The organism is Candidatus Zixiibacteriota bacterium, from assembly GCA_036480375.1.
Classification (GTDB): domain Bacteria; phylum Zixibacteria; class MSB-5A5; order GN15; family JAAZOE01; genus JAZGGI01.
In genome coordinates this window covers 1-16,513 of record JAZGGI010000041.1, presented here as the reverse complement: position 1 = coordinate 16,513, position 16,513 = coordinate 1, and the positions used below count along the sequence as shown (strand labels likewise).

The following is a 16,513-nucleotide window of genomic DNA, read 5'->3' as shown; positions in this document are numbered from 1 at the left end:
TCTGGCAATCCTGTGAACGGATCGGGAGAACTTATCTACAAAACAGGTTTTAAAACCTCAGGGAAGGATCAGTTTCATCCCGATCCGCTCTAATATAATAACTATCCGGATTTAAGATACAAGGGAAAGAGCCCAACGGGCAGGACTAAATCTCTGATTACTCCTGTTTCATAAATCTGAGGTGTAAAGGATGTCCTGATACAAACTGTAAACTATGTCTTGACACAGAACAACGAGGACGTCTGCCGCCCACCGAACAATAAGAATGTAAATTTTCTTCCATCGTCTCCTATCTCCTCTACATCTTCCTTTTCCACTTCACGCCCGTCGGAGTGTCTTCGAGAATGATGCCTTGAGCCAGAAGCTCATCATTTGTTTTTTGGATAGGTCGTAGGTCTCGTAAAAGTAAGTGGGTACCAGACACCCAAAACCTGAAAAACTAAGATTTGAAATCATTTTTTTTCGAAGTTTATTGATTAATCCAAATTTCACTTACTCCCCACCAGTAATTAGCGATAAAGATATCAAGATCGGAATCGTTATCCAGATCACCTATAACCACTTTTCCAAATCTGACCGGCTGCCCAAAATGTTCCTTACACGAGACAAAGCCACCAAATCCATTATTCATCCATAATCGATAAGGTTGCCCCATTATAGAAATCAACAAATCAGGATAGTTGTCGTTGTTAAAATCATTCGACACAATATTAATAATTCGTCCCTCTAAAGATACGACTTGTTCCGATTTTCGGAATTGTCCACGGGCATTATTCAGAAATATTTCAACTAATGACTTATTGTCTTTCCCCGCGATTGAAACCAAGGCGTCTAAATCACCATCGCTGTCAACATCAACAAGAAGTGTCCGGCCGCCGGTCGCCATTGTATCAGACAGTTCGTACTTTTCGACAAAGTTCCCGTTGCCGTCATTAAGCAATGTTATATACCCCAGTCCTGTTTGCCTTACAAATATATCAACATCGTTATCGCGGTCTAAATCTCCCCAGAATGCATTGTCGGGATAGGTCATTTCAACATCTTTGAAATGCGCTGCTCCGTCATTCAGATAGATCTTATTTTTATCTTTATGGTAATAGATAACTGCGTCCAGATCACCATCATTATCAATATCATGCAGCTCTGCATTATTTCCCGCCATATCCTTGTCGCCAAAATCCTGACCAGAGTCATGGAAATTCGCTTTGCCATCGTTGATGTAGACTTTGCTCGGGGCTGTGTGCAGAACGTCGTTGTCATCGGTGTACCGGCCACATGAAATAAGAATATCGAGGTCGCCATCATTATCCATATCGCCCAAGTCAACGCCGTGGCCGAGGTTTGTCAGTATTTGCTCGGAATTAGTAAAAAAACCTTTACCGTCATTTAGCCAAACCTGGCTATTACAATAAGCCATATTGCAAAACACAGCATCAAGGTCACCATCGTGGTCGAGGTCCCCGATAGCTATTGTCTGGGTAATAGTCGTATCAAAAGCCTGTTCGCTTATTCCGAAAGTCAACTGATCACACGAGCAAACATCTGCAGCTATCCCGCAAAACAGAAAACCTATCGTAACTAATACGGGCATAATATTGTTTATCATAATTTACATTCCCATCAGTTAGTGGATTCGCGTAGCGAAATTGTGACCTGGTAAATTCTATTCCCCCTACATCTTCCTCTTTCATTTGGCGACTTTGAAAGTAAGGCCGGTTTTTATTTCGATGTAATCATCCTTAAAAACATTTTTGAATATTTCCCGGGCTTTTTCACCCGTGCAGTGACATGGAGCCATATATTTTGTCAAGCCCCGTAATTCATTAGCAATACTTTGAACTTGTTCAGAATCGGTAACTGCAAGGTGAAATCCGCCCATCACAAAATAAATTTCTTTCTTCATCAAAGACTTAGCCCGCCGAACAATTTCGACAATTCCGGGATGGGAACATCCGGTTAATATGATTAATCCATTCGTTGTATTGATGATTAACGCTTGCTCGTACGTTTGATCTTCAAACATTCCCGTTGAATGAAAATGCTCATTTAGTTTGAACGGTTCCATTATCTGAATAGTATCCGAAACATATTGTTTTACTTTTTCAAGTTTTCCAACGACATAATCCCGTCCTTTCGGAGACTGATTTTCGGGAAATGAAAACGGAAGATATAATGCGGGTCTATCGCATTTTTCTATAATGCCTGGTAATCCTCCGATATGATCCGAATGAAGGTGAGAAATAAAAATAAAATCTATCCTGGAACAGTCCAAACCCAATGCTTCGGCATTTTTCGCGAGAATTTCTGCAATTCTTCCTCCATCAAACAAATAGAAATGGTCCGCGATCTCAATCAAACATGAAAAACCCTGGTCACCGACAAATGAATCGTTTAAAGGCACGTCGTTGTAAAGAATCGTGAATGAAATTTCGTTGGCATTGATTAGCTTTTCCTGACCTCCAACTCCGGAGGAAAAACCTGATATTATACCCAGCGAAAGCAGAAATTGAAAAAATAATCTCACTTCCGGCTCCTGTTTGACTATTTATTCAAATCATCCAGAGCATCAACCGAAACCCAGAATACCTCGCATTGCCAGGGAATAGACACTAACTTAAGAAAGAAAAAATATTTCCCGTCCGGCGATAATCGCGGAAAACTGGTCGATAAATGTCCCTTATTAAATTGTTCTCCCAGGTTTATTGCTTGTTTCCAGGTCCCGTTCTGATTTTTAAAGCTGATATATAAATCACCGCCTTCGGTTCCGTAGTGACCGGGCCTGCTCGAATAAAAAACGATGAATCGTTCATCCGGAGCAACGCATGGATGCAATTCGGTTGCGCTGGAGTTTATGGAGTTTCCTAATTTTTCAGCATGATGTTGTTCGTCCGGTGGAAATTTTATTTTATAAATGTCACGCGAATCGAAAAAAAGATTCCCGGGTTCAGACAGATCACTTCCATTTTCCCACCCCGGAGTTCTAAAATTGAGTGGTTTGGGCGAACTCCAGCCATCGCTTATTCTTTCCACATACCAAATATTTCTCTCCCCGGTTTCATTCATTCCATCCCCGTTCAGTTTCCTTGCCGAGGAAAAAATCAAATATTTGCCATCTCCTGATATTGAAGGTGAGCCATCAAAAGAATCACCGGAAAATGAGGCAACCCGAGGAGAAGTCCAAATATCATCAATCATTTTCATTACGAATATCTTTTCGGAGTAACGAATACTGAAATCCATTGCCGAAAAATAGACCTCTTTGCCGTCGGGTGTGAAAACCGGCGCACTGTGAAGTTTGTACCCCGGATGCATATAAGCGAAGGGAAATTTTGCCGGTGTTTTATCCGGCGGTTCCTGACCCAGGTAAGGACCGGTGAGCATAGGGAAATCACTTTCCTGAGGAAAAGATATGCCTGCCATTATCGCGAGCAAACAAACAATAATAAATTCTCTTTTCATTTTGATATCCTTACTACTTCATTTTTTCGGTTTCAGATCTTCTATAATTTTTGCACAAATCCAATAGATATCTCCCTCTGAGCTAAAAAACAAGTATTCACCGTCAAAAGTAATATGTGGAATAGCGGCATGTTTCGGGAAATCGATATATTTGTTAATATTGATTGAGGGACTCCAACTACCTTGCTCATTCCCGAAACTGATATACAGATTTTTCGTGCCTTCCTGGTCAATATTCGAATCGAAAAGGATAAACTTTTCATCAGGATCAATGAATGGATGTCCTGCCCAATTTCGACCGTTTATTTCATCGGGGAGTCTTTCCGGCTGGGCGTATTCCCCAGCCCTGTACTCTGCTTTGTAAATCCCTCTATCAATGTTACCTGTAAAATATATTGTCCCATCCTTCGCCTGGGTCACAAACATAGGTTTCATATCGCTAACAGGCGGTCCCAAAACTTTGCTTTCTTTCCATACCCCATCTTCTTTTTGAACAAACCAAACATTCATTTGATTATTTGTTGTTATGTTGGCAGGAAGCGGTCTTCTGGAATTGAAGAATATCGTTTTGCCATCTGGAGAAAAGTTGGCCTCAGATTCTCTATTGCCGTCGCTGAAAGGAGAAAGCTGAGGCTTTAACCAATATCCATTCTCATATTTCATATAGTAAATGCGGTTTTGCTTCGTACCTTCTAAGCGTCTCGTAAAGAGAATCTCTTTCCCATCAGGTGAAATTGTAATGCCCAATTCGAAATCACTATCAGTTGATACTATTCCGGGAGCAAAAATAATCGGTGTTTTATCCGGCGGTTCCTGGCCCAGGTAAGGACCGGCCAGTTTTGGGAAATCATTTTCCTGAGAGAAGGATATGCCTGCCATTATCGCGAGCAAACAAATAAGAATAAATTCTCTTTTTATTTTGATATTGCCCTCTCTTTATATTTGGGGTTTTGCCGTTCTGTTAAATCCTGCGCCGAGAGGTGTGTGACCTGATAGCAATTCCCCCTACATCTTCCTCTTCCATTTAACCCCAGTCGGAGTGTCTTCGAGGATGATGCCCTGGGCCAATAGCTCATCGCGGATGCGGTCGGCTTCGGACCAGTTTTTATCTTTACGAGCCTGATTGCGAGCCTCGATCATCGCCTCAATCTCAGAATCCAGAGCAGCGTCATCTTTCTTGCGGAGTCCAAAAACAGTGTCGAATCCATCCATCGCTTCCAGAACGGCATCCGCTTCGGCCATGGACAATTTGTTTTCCGCTTTCAAGCGATTGATATCCCGAATAATATTAAAGACAACCCCAAACGCCTCGGAAATATTCAAATCATCATCAAGAGCCTCAACAAAATCGGTTTTGGCTTTGTCGATCAAACCGGACGCCTCTCCCCCGTTTTTATCCGAGGTAACGTCACTCAGGTTATCGATAAAATCATTATACCGTTTTACGCCTTCACGGGCGGCATCGAGAATATCAAACGAAAAGACAAGCTGCATCCGGTAATGCGTCGATATCAGAAGATACCGAATAGCAACGGGCGAGTATCCCTTATCGAGAATATCACGCAGAATATAGAAATTCCCCAGCGATTTCGACATCTTGTCTTCTTTTAATTTCAGATGCGCGCTGTGCAGCCAGTAGTTGGCGAATGGTTTGCCTGTCGTCGCTTCCGATTGCGCGATTTCATTTTCGTGATGCGGAAAAATATTATCGACTCCGCCGGTATGAATATCAAAATGCTCGCCGAGGTATTTCATCGACATCGCCGAGCACTCAATATGCCATCCGGGCCGGCCTTTGCCGATTTCGGTTTCCCAGAATACATCTCCGTCGGCCTCATCCCAGCCTTTCCACAAAGCAAAATCGGTGGCGCTTTCTTTTTCATACTCATCAGTCGCCACCCGCTCGCTGGCTCCGGCCCGCAAATCCTCCAGCTTCATATGCGACAGCTTTCCGTAGTCATCCTTTTTGGAAATTCTAAAATAGATATCTCCGCCCGCTTCATAGGCATATCCCTTGTCGAGCAGTTTCCTGACCATCGCCACCATCTCAGGGATATGTTCCGTCGCCGCCGGATAGTCTTCGGCCCGATCAAAATTCAGAGTATCCAGATCTTCAAAGAAGGCCTTTTTGTATTTCTCCGTATATTCACTCAAAGAAAGACCCTGCTCTTTTGATGCCTTGATAGTTTTATCATCAATATCAGTCAGGTTCATCACCTGGGTAACTTTGTATCCTTTATATTTCAGATAGCGGCGCAGGATATCCTCAAAGATAAAAGTTCGCATATTACCGATATGAGAAAAATCATATAAAGTCGGTCCGCAGGTGTACATCCGCACATGACCGTCTTCGATCGGACGGAACTCTTCCTTGATTCGAGTCATCGTATTAAAAAATCTCAATGCCATCACATCACCTCGCGGTCAAAGACGCGACCGTTTTCTTATCGAGTTTCTTGACAACTTCCACAATTAATTTCAGGGTGTTGTCATAATCCTTGCGGTACATCATCGAATTATGGCTGTGAATGTACCTCGTCGGAGGTCCGATATAAATCGAGGGCACGCCGCTGCGGCTCAGGTGAATCCGCGAACCGTCCCCCGAACCCCGTTCCATATATGAAAGATTATACGGTATTTTCAGTCTTTTGGCCGTATCCATAAATAATTTTCTTAAGCGTGTATTGGGGATCATGCCGCCCTCATAAATTAATATCGACGGCCCGCCGCCAAACTTTTCCGGCCGACCTTTATATCCGGGAACATCCAAGGCAATGCCGACATCAATAACAATCGCGACATCCGGTTTGGAAACGTAAGCAACCGTATTGGCGCCCCGCAATCCGACCTCTTCCTGAACCGACCCCGCCCCGATAACCAGGTTAGGATGTTTCCCCTTTTTAAGTTTACGCATCGCCTCGACCACAAGTGCGCAGGCAATACGATTATCAATCGCCTTGGCCATGTAGATATTTTTATTATTCATTATGGTAAATTCACTATCGGGGACAATCGCGTCGCCAACCTCAATCCCCAGCTTTTTGGTTATATCGAATTTTTCCATCCCGCCGACATCGATAAACATATCCGCGATATCCATCACTTTTTTTCTTTCTTCGGGCTTTAATAAATGCGGCGGTTTACTCCCGATAACTCCCAGCACCGGACCTTTTTTGGTCAGGATTTTCATCCGTTGCCCCAACGCGACATGCCCCCACCATCCACCCAGCGACAGGAATTTGATAAAACCTCCCTTGGTAATCTCCTTGACCATAAACCCGATTTCATCCATGTGCGAGTCCACCAATACCCGGGGAGAATCGGCGGTTCCCTTCATCTCGGCCATTATCGAGCCCAGCTTATCATATTGTATTTCGCCCAGACCCTCCAAATATGACGCCATCACCTTCGTAATTTCATCCTCATGCCCCGAAGGTCCATAAGCATTGGTCATGTCTCTCAATAATTCCTGCGTAAAATCCATAACTCTTCCTTCCTATAATTATGCGATAATTTTCAACAATTCATCCAAACGATGTATCACCGGAAATCCTTCCGGCATCGGTTCAGGGTATTCCCGGCCTTCCCGGTATTTCAAAACGCCGTTCATTCCGAGTTCCTGCGGGCCGCGGACGTCCTCGATATATCTATCACCGACATAAACCGTATTTTCCGGAGGCAAATCGATAAGCTTCAAACCCTCTCGATATATTTCCGGTCGAGGTTTGCGCCACCCAACATCACAGGAATATACCCGAAAATCAAAATACGGCATAATCTCGTAATTTATCAAATCAACATCATGTTCCTCGCCGGGAAAAATCGTATTGGATATTATTCCCATCGGAAGGCTACGCTCTTTCAATCCATGCAAAGTTTCACACACACCATCGCAAAGAGTGATTCCCCTGCGAACGATTTCATAAAACGTCGTGACAAATTTCTGGCTTTGTTCAACCGGATTGTTAATTTCAAACTCCGTTAACAACTTTTCAAATGCCGCGTTAATTTTCCATTCTTTCAGAGTTTTATTGCCGCTACGCGGTACTCATTTTTTATCTCTTCCAGGCGGCCATTAAAAGTTCCAAAATCCGGCATATTCCCGTTATTCTCTACCAGCTGCCGGTATCCGATTTCCTGAGCTTCCTGAGTAATTTCCGGCCAGGGACGATGCTCGAATTCAATCAAAGTCGATCCCAGATCGAAAATCACGCCCTTGATGTTGTGATATCGCATGCTATTCCTTATCCATTGCCAGATGACATAGTTTCACAAGTAATTCATCAAAAGAAATCCCGGCTTCCTTGGCCGCCATCGGAAAGAGTGACAATTCAGTCATACCGGGTAATGTATTTAGCTCCAGGCAAATATAATCATCAGCGTCTTTGACTATGAAATCGACCCGGGCATATCCCCGGCATCCGATAGTTTCATATAACCAGGCGGCATCCTGCGATAGCCTTTCCGTGATCTCGTTATCAATATCGGCCGGACAAAAATACTGCGATTTTCCTTTGGTGTATTTGCACGTATAATCATACAATTTATGCTCCGGTTTAATCTCCACCGGAGGCAACGTCAACCCGTTCAGGACCGCGATTGTAATCTCCCTGCCGGAAAAATATGATTCGGCCATAATCTGATTGGATGCCGTAAAAGCCATTTCCAAAGCTGACGCCAATTCCCCGGAATCTTCAACCAGCGACAGCCCGACTGTCGAACCGCAATCCACCGGCTTAATAATCACGGGCATATCAAACTGGGTCGTTATCTGATTTACCATCCCGACAACCTGTTGCCCTGTCTCAAACGTTTTCCAATACGCTGTAGGGGTTTTCAGAGTTTTCATAATCCGTTTGGAAATATCCTTGTTCATCGCAATTGCCGAAGCCGCCATGGGCGATCCGGTATAAGGAATCCGCATGAATTCTAATAATGCCTGAAAGGTGCCATCTTCGCCATAACCGCCATGCAGGCCGTTAAACACGACATCCAATCCGGATTCGCGAGCCACGGTGAGATTACCGATTAATTTTCCCATACCTTGCGATTGAGCTACTTTGGGGATGGAGTAATCCTCGGATGTAATTTTCTCAGTCCCGTGAATAAAGGACTCTTCAAAGAATTCGCCCGACAAAGTATCAATGACGCGAACCGAATTCCCGGTTGATATCAGAGAACTGGCAATTTCCCTGGCTGATTCGAGCGACACATCCCGCTCGCCCGATTCGCCTCCGGCCAATACGATGATTTTAAGTTTTTTGTCTTCCATGAATTATCCGCCTGATTACAAAAACGACCCAAATTATAACAAGCCCCCCGACTACGACCAAGACTATTTTGGAATAAAGATTAAACCACTCGACAATATTATCCACATAGGCGTGAAAAAGATATGCCAGAGCTATTAATACTCCATGAAACAAGACGCCCGAAATATAGGAATAAATAAACATCCGAGGTGAAGGATACCGGCTGATCCCGGCGCCAATGGCGACCGCCACTCGCGCGCCGACGATAAAGCGGCTAACGAGCAAAGTCAACGCTCCGTACTTATCGAACCAGCTATCGACCCGATTAACGTCTCGGGCATTAAAAAATCTATAGTTTTTCCTTTCAAAGAATTCCTTACCGCCCCGGTATCCCAATATATATATCAGCATTACCGAAGATATAGTTCCCAGAGTAATGAACAACGCCGTCGGAATGAGGCTCAATTTTCCGATTGCCGCCAGGTACCCTCCCACGATAGTAAAAGTATCACCCGGAATCGGAGGAAAAATATTTTCAAAAAAGGCGATGCCAAAAAGGATTAAATAGATGTACAATGGATCAACGCTGTCAACCATTGCCAGCATTTCATTAAAACCGGCAGATAAGAATTCAATCATATCGCTTTATATACGGCCGCCGTTGCCAGCGCGGCAATCCCTTCTTCCCGTCCGGTAAATCCGAGTTTTTCAGTAGTCGTCGCCTTGACATTAACCCGGCTGTTATCAATCTGTAATACTCCGGCCAACCGCTCACGCATTTGATCAATATATTCCGATAGTTTCGGCCTTTGGGCAATCACCGTCGCGTCGACATTGGAAATACTCCAGCCCCCCGATTTCACTTTCAAAACGGTATCTTCAAGCAAAAACATCGAATCAATATTGCGATACGTTTCATCACTATCAGGATAATGCCGGCCGATATCGCCCAATCCCACTGCCCCCAATAGAGCGTCAATAACGGCATGGACTAAAACATCGGCGTCGCTATGCCCGGAGAGTCCCAATTCGTATTCGATTTCAATTCCACCTAATATCAATTTGCGATCTTTGGCAAAGGCATGCACGTCAAATCCATTACCGATTCTATAATCTGACACCGGCTTCTCCTTCCAATATCATTGTAATGTATTCCAGATCATCCTGTGTTGTCAGTTTCGGATTGGGAGCGGAGGACGGAATCAGCTTGACCATAAAGCCCAGACTCTCCACCAGCGAAGCGTCATCGGTTGGCTCAATACCCTTTTCCTTTCCCTTCAAATACGCTTCTTTTAAAAGATCATATTGAAAAACCTGGGGAGTTTCGGCGAGATATAAATTATCCCGGTCAACCGTCGCCATAATCATTCCATCCTTGGCGCGCTTAATCGTTTCAGAAATCGATCGCCCTAATATCGCGGCCCGGTTATTACGGGCCTCAAGGACAGCCAAATCTATATCCGACGATTTCACCAGAGGCCTGACAGCGTCATGCACGGCCACAAAACCGGCAGATATGGGCAACGATTCCAGACCCTTCATCACCGATTCCATTCTCGTCTCGCCCCCCGGGACGATTTTGAAAACCTTCTTGAAATCATAAGGATTAACGATCTGATTATTGACATACAGAAGATATTCTTCGGCGACAACGATAACGATCTTATCAATAGTCGATGCCCCCTCAAACCGGGATATTGTCCAGCTCATGACCGGTTTTCCGGCGACCAATTGATATTGTTTGGGAATTTCCCCGCCGAATCTTCTTCCGCTGCCACCAGCGACTATTAGAGCATAAGTCTTCATAAGCGCTATAATAATACAGTTTTTGCGTCGGGTAAAGGCAAATCAGTTTCACAAAATCAGCATACAATCGCCATAACTATAAAATCGATACTTTTCCTCGACCGCATGCTGATACGCCTCCAGCAAAAATCCTCTGCCGCAAAAGGCGGACACCAGCATCAAAAGCGAAGTTTTGGGCAAATGAAAATTAGTTATCATGCAATTCACGATTTTATAATCGTATGGGGGATAAATAAATAAATCAACAAACTGAACGATTGGTTTAAGTAAGCCATTGTCATCCACAGCATATTCCAGAGTCCTAATCGAAGTCGTACCGACGGCAAGAAGCTTCTTCCCCCGAGCCTTTTTCTCATTTATCGCATCCGCGGTCTCATCCGAAATATGAGCCATTTCGGCGTCAATTATATGATCTTCAATATTTTCGGATGTTACCGGTTTAAATGTCCCGGGGCCGACATGAAGAGTCAATTTTTCTATTGATATTCCCCTGGAATTCAGCTTATCGATTATAGGCTCATCAAAATGCAGTCCGGCCGTCGGAGCCGCCACCGAACCGGATGACTCGGCGTAAACGGTTTGATATCGGCTTATGTCCTCTTCGGTCGCTTCGCGTTTGATATAGGGAGGCAGTGGTACCAGCCCAAACTTTTCGATTATCTCATTTTCAATTTCGCCGGAAACAAATTCAATCATCCTTTCAACCGGCCCGGGATCATCCACAACGGTAATGTATAGTTTTTCTGAAAAATATATCTTCTCGTTTTTTTTGATTCTGCCCGAAGGCCGCAAAAGTGCTATCCATCGATTATTATTATCGCATCGGACAAGGAAAATTTCCACCTTTCCCCCGGTGGCACGATTTCCAAACATTCGCGCCTTGAATACCCTGCTGTCATTGACTACCAGAAAAAATGAATCATCAATTATCTCCGGTAATTCATGAAAATACCTGTCAGAAATCGAATGATTGCTTCGGTCAAGAACCAGCATTCTGGATTCCGACCGCTTTTCGGCCGGATATTGGGCGATTAATCCCGGGGGCAATTGATAATCAAAATCTGATAATTTCATTTTCTAAAAAACAGGTTGAGGATGATGGTAAGAATAATGGATATAATAATCGAACTCATCAGCGGAAAATATATCGAATAATTTTTCCCTCTAAAATTGAAATCTCCGGGGAGCTTACCCAAAAACGGAATCTTGGGAGCCAATATCATAATTATTCCGGCAATAACAATAATCACACCAAATAGAATTAAGAATTTTCCCAACGCCTGCATAAGATCGACTCATAAAAATTGATTAGAAAAGAGATTCCTGAGGACCCGACGTTTCACCCTTTTTTATTCCCAGGTGCTCATAAGCCATATCGGTCGCGATTCTGCCCTGCCGGGTTCTCTGGATAAGTCCGATTTTCAACAGATACGGCTCAACCATATCAACCAGAGTATCTCGTTCCTCATTGAGAGTTGTCGCGATTGTATCAAGCCCCACGGGTCCTCCCCTGTAATAATCAATAATGACTCGGATATAGCTCCGGTCGAGCTTATCCAGCCCGATATTATCTATCCCTTCGAGTGTCAGGGCTTTTTCGGCGATATCAGCATTTATCGTTCCATCTCCTTTGACCTGGCAATAATCCCTGACCCGTCTTAATAACCGATTGGCAACCCGAGGAGTCCCTCGGCTTCGTCTTCCGATAATAAGTGACGCCTCCTCGTCAATATCAACCTCCATCAACTTCGATGAACGCCTGACCACCTGGGCCAATTCATCGGTTTCATAGAAATCAATGTGATGATAAATCCCAAAACGATCGCGCAACGGCGCTGACAGCATCCCGGCCCGGGTGGTGGCCCCGACCATTGTAAAATGCTTCAACGGCATATTTATGACTCGGGAAAAAGCGCCTTTATCAACCAAAAATTCAATTCGGAAATCTTCAAGAGCCGGATAAATAAATTCTTCCACGACCGGATTCAGCCGATGAATTTCATCAATAAATAAAACATCGCCTCGTTTGAGATTGGTCAGGATGCCCATCAAATCACCGGACCGAGTCAGCGACGGCCCCGAGGCGCAGACAATACTGGCTCCCATTTCATTGGCCAGGATATAAGCCAGGGTAGTCTTGCCCAATCCCGGCGGACCGTAAAAAAGAATATGCTCGTGCGGCTCATCGCGCCCTTTGGCGGCCTGAATTGACAATCGCATTTTTTCAACGAGATTGATCTGCCCGATATACTCATCCAGCGTTTCCGGACGCAGAGATAATATCGCCTTTTCTTCGTCGGGCTTTCCCGCTTCGGGTGAGATAACGCGGTCGCGCTTCATGTCACCGCCTTATTTTCCATCGTGAAAATTATATTCATCATCTCTTCGGTTGATTTAACATCGGGATTTGATTCCATCGCTCTTTTCAGCATATTGTCAATTTCCGCGGGCTTATATCCGAGTTGACTCAGTACATCAAAAACCTCATCCTCAAAATCGACCTTTGGCTTATCGGGAATCGAAAGGGGACGATCACTGCGCGATAACGCGAATTTCGCCGTTTTACCCGACAATTCCGCGACAATTTTCTCAGCCATGCGAGGACCGATACCGGGCAATTTCTTCAGCAGTGACGTATCCTTATTTTCAATCGAGCGGGCAATATCCCGAACCGGAAGCGTCAAACATTTCAATGCCTTCCGCACCCCGATACCCGAAACCGTAGTAAACAGTTTAAAAAATTCTCTATCAGAAGATACTGTAAAGCCAATCAATCTTGGAAACATATTCCCGGCGCTGCTTGATGATTCAATATAGTAATGGGTATATAAAGTCACCGGATTATCCTCTCGGGCCTGACGCCGTAGAGGTTCGGTCAATCCGGAGGGTATCAATACTTCGTAAAATATCCCATCCAGCTCCAGTGTTACCGAATCGAGTCCAACGCTGTCGATTCTGCCTCGGATTTTACTTATCACGCTAATATTTTCCTTGAATTCTGATTAATATGACATAGCGCTACTGCGATTGCGTCATAAGTATCGAGCGGCTCCGCCGGGCCATCCAATCCGAGAATACTCAATGCCATTTCGCGAACCTGCTCTTTTGTCGCTCTTCCCTGTCCAACCAGGGAATTCTTTATCATTGTCGCCGGATAATGCGAGACCGGTATATTTAACTGACTTGCCGCGGCCAGTATCGCGCCCCGGGCATGAGCCATAATTACGGCTGTTTTGGGATGCTTATAATGCGAATACAAATCTTCCATAGCCATAAAATCCGGCTTGAATTCCGTAATGATATCGGTTATTCCTGAAAATATTGCCCCGATCCGGTTTCCCAAATCGGTTTCAACATCGGGTTGTAAAACGCCTCCCTCGATCAAACTAATTTTTTCAGATTTATTATCAACCAGTCCATATCCCACCGTGCGCAAACCGGGATCAATCCCTAAAACGAGCATATCATCCGCCGGACAATTTTTCCATTATGCTGTCATCGATATCAAAATTAGCCGAGACCCTCTGGACATCTTCCTGATTTTCGATTCCGTCCAAAAGTCTCAAAAGAGTTTCCGCCTTCTTTTTTTCCAGCTTGACCGTATTCTGAGGTAAGCGGCGAACCTCGGCTTCAATAATAGGAAATTCCGCCTTCTCAAGCGCGGCACGAACGGTTTCCAAATCTCCCGGTTCTGTCGTGATCTCAAAAGCGTCTTCCTGGCTGTCCATATCTGAAGCTCCGGCATCCAACGCCGCTTCCATCAAAGCGTCTTCAGCGACACCATCATTATTGATGGTAATTATCCCCTTGGTATCAAACATCCACGCGACGCAACCGTTTTCGCCAAGATTGCCGTTATGCTTGGAAAAGACATACCTGATTTCGGCCACTGTTCGGTTTTTATTATCCGTCAGCGTATCGATAAATATCGCCACCCCGCCGGGACCGTATCCTTCGTAGGTAGCTTCCTCGTAAACCGCCCCCGGAAGTTCGCCGGTTCCCTTTTGAATCGCTTTTTTAATATTATCCGCCGGCATATTTGCCGCTTTGGCGGTTGCTATCGCCGTGCGCAAACGGGGATTGCTTTCAGGATCACCGCCGCCGTCCCGTGCAACAACCGTAATTTCTTTTATCAACCTTGTAAACATGCGGCCTCGAGCCGCGTCGGCTTTGCCTTTTTTGCGCTTAATCGTGGCCCATTTTGAATGACCGGACATAACTCCTCCGTTTTATGTAAAAACGGTTAATTAAGATTAACATATTATAGTAGCCAATAGATACTCCATTGGCAATACCAATATACGCCAAAAAATCACTTTTTACAATACCCCGGATAATAACAATTTACAGCAGGAAGGACATATTAAGAATTTGGTAGCCCACAGCTTGCTTTGGGGAAAGTGAAGTAATAGATTGCTTTCATTCTCAAATGCCAGCCATTGTCATTCCTGCGGAAGCAGGAATCCATACAAAGTCCGACTTCATTCAACTTAACCTGGAATTATCTCCTTAATTGGATACACCGCGCGACAGCGCAAAATCAGGCCTTTGCCTGTGACATCCCCGACAACTCTCGAGTTGATGTCATTGTTGAACCGTAGATACCGTCTTATGAGTCAAGTGCAAAATTAGGGTCAAATGGTATTTTCTTTTTTAGGATAGCCTGAATTATGATGAGGAGTTTTTTCATAGAGGCTACTAGGGCGGTCATTTTTGTTTTTCCTTTTTTCAATAGGTTTTGATAGAATCGGTTTAAAGAGGGGTTATTGACAATTCCTGTCAGTGCGGGCATAAAGAGGGTTTTTCTCAGGCGTCGATTACCTCGTTTATCAATGCGTGATTTTCCTCTGACTGAAGTTCCCGACTGGTGATGGTGGGGGGCCAGCCCGGCATGGGCAATCAGTTGTTTTTGGGTTCTCTGAGTCAGCCAATCTCCGCCGAAGGCCAGTATTCGGGTGGCAGACTTGCGGGCAATGCCGGGGATGCTTTCGAGCAGGTCAACTTGACGAGCCAGCTCAGCATCGGTCGCGCAGAGTTGCCCGATTGCATCTTCAATATTTTGCAGCTGGCGAGTCAAAGAACGCTCTATGGCACGCTGAGACTTTGCCACGGCCGAAGGCAAATCGTCAGTGAACTGATGAGCATGTTTCCGATTGCGCCATTGCATCAGCGATTGCTGAAGAGCCTCGGCATGAACCACCAACTGGTACAATTGTCGCATAACCGTTGGAGTCGGTTGCCAGACGGCAGGGTGTTGACTCTCGGCAAAACAACGGATTACTTCGGCGTCGATCATGTCGGTCTTACTCCGGCGCATCTGAACGTTGGCGAAAGCTTTGATGCGGGCCGGATTGACAATGCTGACCTCGACATCCGACAGAGAATATAGCTGGATGGCAACATGCCGACTATAGACACCGGTCGCTTCCATACACAAATGAGCCATTGCTCCATCGGACTGTTTGATGCTCCAGCGACATAAAGCCTTAATGCCGGCTTTGTTATGGTTAAATTTCCGAGGGCGCGTCCTCGCTGATGAAATCCACAATTCACTCGCTCCAACATCAATGCCAAAGTAGAAAACCGACTTGCCCATAACCGCCTCCTTGATTATACTTCCTGTAACTTAAGGATGTCCGCCTCCAACCTTGTCAATGCAGGCTGTTCGACAGTTACCGAACGCCTCAGATACCGTCCGGAGTCTGGCAATCCTGTGAACGGATCGGGAGAACTTATCTACAAAACAGGTTTTAAAACCTCAGGGAAGGATCAGTTTCATCCCGATCCGCTCTAATATAATAACTATCCGGATTTAAGATACAAGGGATGGAGCCTAACGGGCTCCAGCCAAAAAAATGTTCTGTCAGTCTTGTAGCGACTGTCTTTAATGTCAAGCTAATTTAGGGTTCCACCTTTCTTTTTTTGCGAGCATCGTGTTAAGAATGGTTATCATTTTCCTCATCACTGCAACCAAGGCGGTCATTTTGCTTTTTCCT

The 16,513-nt window shown here is 44.8% G+C and carries 20 protein-coding genes; all 20 read right to left on the bottom strand.

Annotated elements, in window-relative coordinates:
* Positions 1–469: 469 nt before the first annotated feature.
* Complete coding sequence (locus tag V3V99_12605) at positions 470–1,606, bottom strand: VCBS repeat-containing protein (protein MEE9443498.1); 1,137 nt, start codon at positions 1,604–1,606, stop codon at positions 470–472.
* A gap of 81 nt (positions 1,607–1,687) precedes the next feature.
* Entirely contained in the window at positions 1,688–2,524 is an 837-nt protein-coding gene (locus tag V3V99_12600; GenBank protein ID MEE9443497.1) for an MBL fold metallo-hydrolase, read from the bottom strand.
* Positions 2,525–2,541: 17 nt separating this feature from the next.
* Entirely contained in the window at positions 2,542–3,459 is a 918-nt protein-coding gene (locus V3V99_12595) for a hypothetical protein (GenBank protein ID MEE9443496.1), read from the bottom strand.
* 18 nt (positions 3,460–3,477) lie between these two features.
* The gene (locus tag V3V99_12590; protein MEE9443495.1) at positions 3,478–4,206 is read right to left on the bottom strand and encodes a hypothetical protein; all 729 of its coding nucleotides are present in this window, start codon (positions 4,204–4,206) and stop codon (positions 3,478–3,480) included.
* 258 nt (positions 4,207–4,464) lie between these two features.
* On the bottom strand, positions 4,465–5,868 hold the full coding sequence (gene cysS / locus V3V99_12585) for a cysteine--tRNA ligase (protein MEE9443494.1): 1,404 nt from the start codon (positions 5,866–5,868) through the stop codon (positions 4,465–4,467).
* A gap of 4 nt (positions 5,869–5,872) precedes the next feature.
* Entirely contained in the window at positions 5,873–6,943 is a 1,071-nt protein-coding gene (locus tag V3V99_12580; protein ID MEE9443493.1) for a M42 family metallopeptidase, read from the bottom strand.
* Positions 6,944–6,961: 18 nt separating this feature from the next.
* A complete protein-coding gene (locus V3V99_12575) occupies positions 6,962–7,468 on the bottom strand; it encodes an HAD family hydrolase (protein ID MEE9443492.1) in 507 nt (168 codons plus the stop codon).
* Between the two features lie 11 nt (positions 7,469–7,479).
* Positions 7,480–7,695 carry a hypothetical protein gene (locus V3V99_12570; GenBank protein MEE9443491.1) on the bottom strand — a complete coding sequence of 72 codons (216 nt, stop codon included), beginning with the start codon at positions 7,693–7,695 and terminating at the stop codon, positions 7,480–7,482.
* Position 7,696: 1 nt separating this feature from the next.
* Positions 7,697–8,731, bottom strand: coding sequence for a D-alanine--D-alanine ligase (locus V3V99_12565; protein MEE9443490.1), 1,035 nt, complete (start codon positions 8,729–8,731; stop codon positions 7,697–7,699).
* Positions 8,712–9,350 carry a DedA family protein gene (locus V3V99_12560; GenBank protein ID MEE9443489.1) on the bottom strand — a complete coding sequence of 213 codons (639 nt, stop codon included), beginning with the start codon at positions 9,348–9,350 and terminating at the stop codon, positions 8,712–8,714. Before V3V99_12560 ends, V3V99_12565 begins: the two co-directional genes overlap by 20 nt.
* On the bottom strand, positions 9,347–9,832 hold the full coding sequence (gene ispF, locus V3V99_12555; GenBank protein ID MEE9443488.1) for a 2-C-methyl-D-erythritol 2,4-cyclodiphosphate synthase: 486 nt from the start codon (positions 9,830–9,832) through the stop codon (positions 9,347–9,349). The genes V3V99_12560 and ispF overlap by 4 nt, the downstream gene beginning before the upstream one ends.
* Complete coding sequence (ispD, locus tag V3V99_12550; protein MEE9443487.1) at positions 9,819–10,517, bottom strand: 2-C-methyl-D-erythritol 4-phosphate cytidylyltransferase; 699 nt, start codon at positions 10,515–10,517, stop codon at positions 9,819–9,821. The genes ispF and ispD overlap by 14 nt, the downstream gene beginning before the upstream one ends.
* A 48-nt stretch (positions 10,518–10,565) precedes the next feature.
* A complete protein-coding gene (gene queA, locus V3V99_12545; protein ID MEE9443486.1) occupies positions 10,566–11,591 on the bottom strand; it encodes a tRNA preQ1(34) S-adenosylmethionine ribosyltransferase-isomerase QueA in 1,026 nt (341 codons plus the stop codon).
* Positions 11,588–11,803, bottom strand: a complete 216-nt coding sequence (locus tag V3V99_12540) for a DUF2905 family protein (protein ID MEE9443485.1) — start codon at positions 11,801–11,803, stop codon at positions 11,588–11,590. Before V3V99_12540 ends, queA begins: the two co-directional genes overlap by 4 nt.
* Before the next feature lie 22 nt (positions 11,804–11,825).
* The gene (gene ruvB, locus V3V99_12535) at positions 11,826–12,857 is read right to left on the bottom strand and encodes a Holliday junction branch migration DNA helicase RuvB (GenBank protein MEE9443484.1); all 1,032 of its coding nucleotides are present in this window, start codon (positions 12,855–12,857) and stop codon (positions 11,826–11,828) included.
* Entirely contained in the window at positions 12,854–13,495 is a 642-nt protein-coding gene (gene ruvA, locus V3V99_12530; GenBank protein ID MEE9443483.1) for a Holliday junction branch migration protein RuvA, read from the bottom strand. The genes ruvB and ruvA overlap by 4 nt, the downstream gene beginning before the upstream one ends.
* Complete coding sequence (gene ruvC / locus V3V99_12525; protein MEE9443482.1) at positions 13,492–13,980, bottom strand: crossover junction endodeoxyribonuclease RuvC; 489 nt, start codon at positions 13,978–13,980, stop codon at positions 13,492–13,494. Before ruvC ends, ruvA begins: the two co-directional genes overlap by 4 nt.
* Position 13,981: 1 nt before the next feature.
* Complete coding sequence (locus V3V99_12520; GenBank protein MEE9443481.1) at positions 13,982–14,734, bottom strand: YebC/PmpR family DNA-binding transcriptional regulator; 753 nt, start codon at positions 14,732–14,734, stop codon at positions 13,982–13,984.
* A 392-nt stretch (positions 14,735–15,126) separates the two neighbouring features.
* Positions 15,127–16,113, bottom strand: coding sequence for an IS110 family transposase (locus V3V99_12515; GenBank protein MEE9443480.1), 987 nt, complete (start codon positions 16,111–16,113; stop codon positions 15,127–15,129).
* Positions 16,114–16,407: 294 nt separating this feature from the next.
* Positions 16,408–16,513 (bottom strand): IS110 family transposase (locus V3V99_12510; GenBank protein MEE9443479.1); only part of this gene is annotated, 106 nt, incomplete at its 5' end.